Raw genomic sequence first — 2,898 nt, forward strand, 5'->3', positions numbered from 1 at the left:
GGAAGGCGAGCCGTAGAGGGCGCGCTCCTGGAGGGCGAGGCAGTAGCCGCAGATGCCGCAGTACTCGCCGTCCTCGTACAGGCCGGGGCACTCCAGCTCGGTCACGTCGCCTCCCCCGAGACGACCCACTTGCCATCAGGGGTCGGGTAGGCCCACGCCTTGCCAACCAGCAGAACCGGCACGTCCAACGGGTCGAAGCCCGTCTTCACGAGGTAGCCGAGCTTGTACGCCTCGGCCCGGTTGCTCTCGACCCAGCCGTGGCAGCCCGTCGTGCCGGAGCCGCACAGCAGCAGCAGGTTCTCCGCGGTGTTCTCGCCGCCGCGGCCCCGAGGGACCCGGTGGTGGATCGAGTCCTCGTCGCGAGGCACCTGCCGGCCGCAGCGGACGCACGTCTTGTCCCTGGCCTCGACCAGGGCCCGCAGCTTCGGCGACGGGCCGGTGTCGGAGGTGGGGAACTTCAGGTGCCAGCCGTTGCGGCACAGCTCCACATCGATCGGCAGGACGCTACGCAGCCCGAGCTGGTGCATCTTGTCCAGCCGGCGGCGCGCCTCGCTCTCGTTCGCGAACGTCTCCCGGTTGCAGCAGGGCTGCACGCGTGTCTTCACCGGCCACCGCCCGATGGGGTGTCGTACAGGGCCTTCGCGTTGACGTTCAGCGAGCGCATCAGCTCGACCTGCGTCTTGACCTGCCACGCATAGTCGACGGCGTTCGTCCGGACCACCCTCGCCTCCCGCAACGCCCAGTACTCGGCGGAGATGCGGACGGCGAACCACTCGTCGGCCTGCTTCTGCGACACCTGGCCGGCGCGGCGCCCTACCTCGGGCGGCTCCTCGCCGCTGTCGAACAGGTATTTGGTGCGGGCCTCCATGTACGCCTTCTCTGCCTGAACTTCGGCGTCGCGGGCGCGCATCACGTTGAGCTGAGCACGGGCCAGCTCGTTGTTCAGCCGCTTCAAGAACACGTCGGTGTCGGCGGGGGTCAGGACGGCGTCCTCGGAGATGAACTCGAACCCGCCCTCACGGCGCTGGAAGACGTCAGTCATCCCTGCTCACCTGCCTCGATGGCGGGGCGGATCATCTCGGCGATCGACAGCTCGCCGGACTGCCAGGCCGCGGCGATACGATCGCGCCCGTTGAGCTTGCCCTTGGACGCCTTGTCGAAGGTCAGCATGAACGCGCCGTTGGCGGGGCGCTTCACGACCTCGCGCACCTTGACGACCTCGCCGGTCGTCTCGCTCACCAGCTCGCCGTCATCGCTCAGGCCAGCCAGGAGCTTTGTCCGGTAGGCGGGCCTGATCCGCGGTGTCACCAGCTCCGGGTGGAGCTTGCGGACGTAGGCGACCACGTCCGGCTTCGACAGAGCCGCAGTGGAGACGCTGTGCTCGATCTCCTCCGGACAGTTCGCCTCCACCCACTTCAGCAGGGCGTCCTCGTCGACCGTGGCCGCCTCCTCGCCAGCCTTGATCGACACCTTGCCGACCGTCTCCCCGGACGGCAGCGCCACCTCAAGCTGGGTGACACCCATCTCCCGGACCGAAGCGAACATCGGTTCAGCCTCGGCCCGGGCGTCCGCGAGAGCCTTGCTCACCCTCTTGGCGAGGGCGTTCAGCACGGCAACCCGGAACGCGGCCTCACGCGGCGTCATCGTCGGCCTCCCCCGCCATCGCCTGCCGGATCGCGGTAGCGAGCGCCGCGGCCGGGTCCTCCGACTTGGCCAGTGGTTCGAGCTTCTCGATGAGCTGCTGCGCCTGCGCGTTCGTCAGCTCCTTCGTGGAGGACACCTTCACGCCGATCAGCGCCGCGATCGTCATCAGGCCCTCGTCACGGCCGGCCACGCCGAGCGTCGCGAACTGAGCGGCGAGGCGGGACAGGAGCGCCTTGGTGACGAGCTGTTCGCCTGGCTCTGGCTGCTTCGGCCAGCCCTGCCCGTCCCTGGGGCCGTCGTACTGCTGCCGTTCAGCGTCCCGGTTGCGGACCTCCAGCGAGGTGGCGATGCCCTTCTTCGAGTCGGCAGCAAGGGCAGCGATCAGAGCCCGCCCCCACGCGGAGGTCTCCGCGTTCTGGAGCTCGCTGTTGCGGGTGAAGCTCGTCAGGCCGGGAAACGGCTCCCAGGCCACGCCGATGCCCGGCTTCGTGTCGTCGGCGTTCCGGTAGAAGGCCGCGGTGTAGACGATGAACGTCTTGTCGTCGATGGTCTCGACCTTGTATGGGTTGGCCGGGTCGACCGGCTGGAAGGACCCCTCCGGGTACTTCTTCCGGGCGTCCACGATTCGTGTGGCGACCTCGTTGTAGTCGGAGTTGATCGCCATCAGGCGTGGTCTCCTTCGTCGTCGGGGGTGTCGTCGTGGTCCTGGAGTCGCCGGTACTCGTCTTCGATCCACAGCGGCAGCGGGTCCTCGCTGGGGTGCTCGGCCAGGTAGCGCTCGACGGACGCCTCAGAGATGGCCTCGTGGTCGCCAGCGATCGACTCCAGGTGCAGCTCGCCCGAGGCGATCAGGGCCTCGATCTCGTCCACGCTCTTGCCGAGGCGCCGGGCCACGGCGGTGCGCGTCATCCAGCGGCCCGTCATGACGCGCCGCCCGTCTCGCTCAGTCCTGCGCGGAACTCGACCGACGCCTGCTCGCAGCACACCGGCTCGCCAAGCACGAACCCGTCGTAATCGCCGCTGGCGAGGTCGTCCGCGGTGACGGTCTCCCACTCGCCGCCGCAGTGGGAGCAGACCGCCTTGGTGTCCCACTGGATCGCGACGGTGCCGACATAGTCGACGTGCCGGCGGACGGCAGCGGCCATCTCGTCGAGCAGTACCTGCGCGATGCCGTGCTTGCCGCGCAGGTACATGTCCGGGGTGATGACGAGCCTGTAGTTGGAGTGGATCTCACGCCTCATGCCGTCACCGCCT

At 68.7% G+C, this 2,898-nt stretch carries 6 protein-coding genes; all 6 read right to left on the reverse strand.

Going from position 1 to position 2,898, the window contains the following annotated elements; genetic code table 11:
• Positions 1-101: 101 nt before the first annotated feature.
• Complete coding sequence (locus BMX74_RS42425) at positions 102-605, reverse strand: HNH endonuclease (protein ID WP_143078985.1); 504 nt, start codon at positions 603-605, stop codon at positions 102-104.
• Positions 602-1,042, reverse strand: coding sequence for a hypothetical protein (locus tag BMX74_RS42430; RefSeq protein WP_091106126.1), 441 nt, complete (start codon positions 1,040-1,042; stop codon positions 602-604). Before BMX74_RS42430 ends, BMX74_RS42425 begins: the two co-directional genes overlap by 4 nt.
• Complete coding sequence (locus BMX74_RS42435; RefSeq protein ID WP_091106128.1) at positions 1,039-1,644, reverse strand: hypothetical protein; 606 nt, start codon at positions 1,642-1,644, stop codon at positions 1,039-1,041. The genes BMX74_RS42430 and BMX74_RS42435 overlap by 4 nt, the downstream gene beginning before the upstream one ends.
• Positions 1,631-2,308 carry a hypothetical protein gene (locus tag BMX74_RS42440; protein ID WP_091106129.1) on the reverse strand — a complete coding sequence of 226 codons (678 nt, stop codon included), beginning with the start codon at positions 2,306-2,308 and terminating at the stop codon, positions 1,631-1,633. Before BMX74_RS42440 ends, BMX74_RS42435 begins: the two co-directional genes overlap by 14 nt.
• The gene (locus BMX74_RS42445; RefSeq protein WP_177227763.1) at positions 2,308-2,568 is read right to left on the reverse strand and encodes a hypothetical protein; all 261 of its coding nucleotides are present in this window, start codon (positions 2,566-2,568) and stop codon (positions 2,308-2,310) included. The genes BMX74_RS42440 and BMX74_RS42445 overlap by 1 nt, the downstream gene beginning before the upstream one ends.
• Positions 2,565-2,898, reverse strand: a 334-nt coding sequence (locus BMX74_RS42450) for a hypothetical protein (protein ID WP_218154275.1), incomplete at its 5' end; no start/stop codon positions are given. The genes BMX74_RS42445 and BMX74_RS42450, both read right to left, overlap by 4 nt.

Origin of the sequence: Nonomuraea pusilla (assembly GCF_900109355.1) — a bacterium.
Taxonomy (GTDB): Bacteria; Actinomycetota; Actinomycetes; order Streptosporangiales; family Streptosporangiaceae; genus Nonomuraea; species Nonomuraea pusilla.

What these genes read in the sequence shown, in the direction of transcription:
- BMX74_RS42430 (WP_091106126.1), bottom strand. Translation starts at nt 1,042, where the DNA reads ATGACTGACGTCTTCCAGCGCCGTGAGGGCGGGTTCGAGTTCATCTCC.
- BMX74_RS42435 (WP_091106128.1), bottom strand. Translation starts at nt 1,644, where the DNA reads ATGACGCCGCGTGAGGCCGCGTTCCGGGTTGCCGTGCTGAACGCCCTC.
- BMX74_RS42440 (WP_091106129.1), bottom strand. Translation starts at nt 2,308, where the DNA reads ATGGCGATCAACTCCGACTACAACGAGGTCGCCACACGAATCGTGGAC.
- BMX74_RS42445 (WP_177227763.1), bottom strand. Translation starts at nt 2,568, where the DNA reads ATGACGGGCCGCTGGATGACGCGCACCGCCGTGGCCCGGCGCCTCGGC.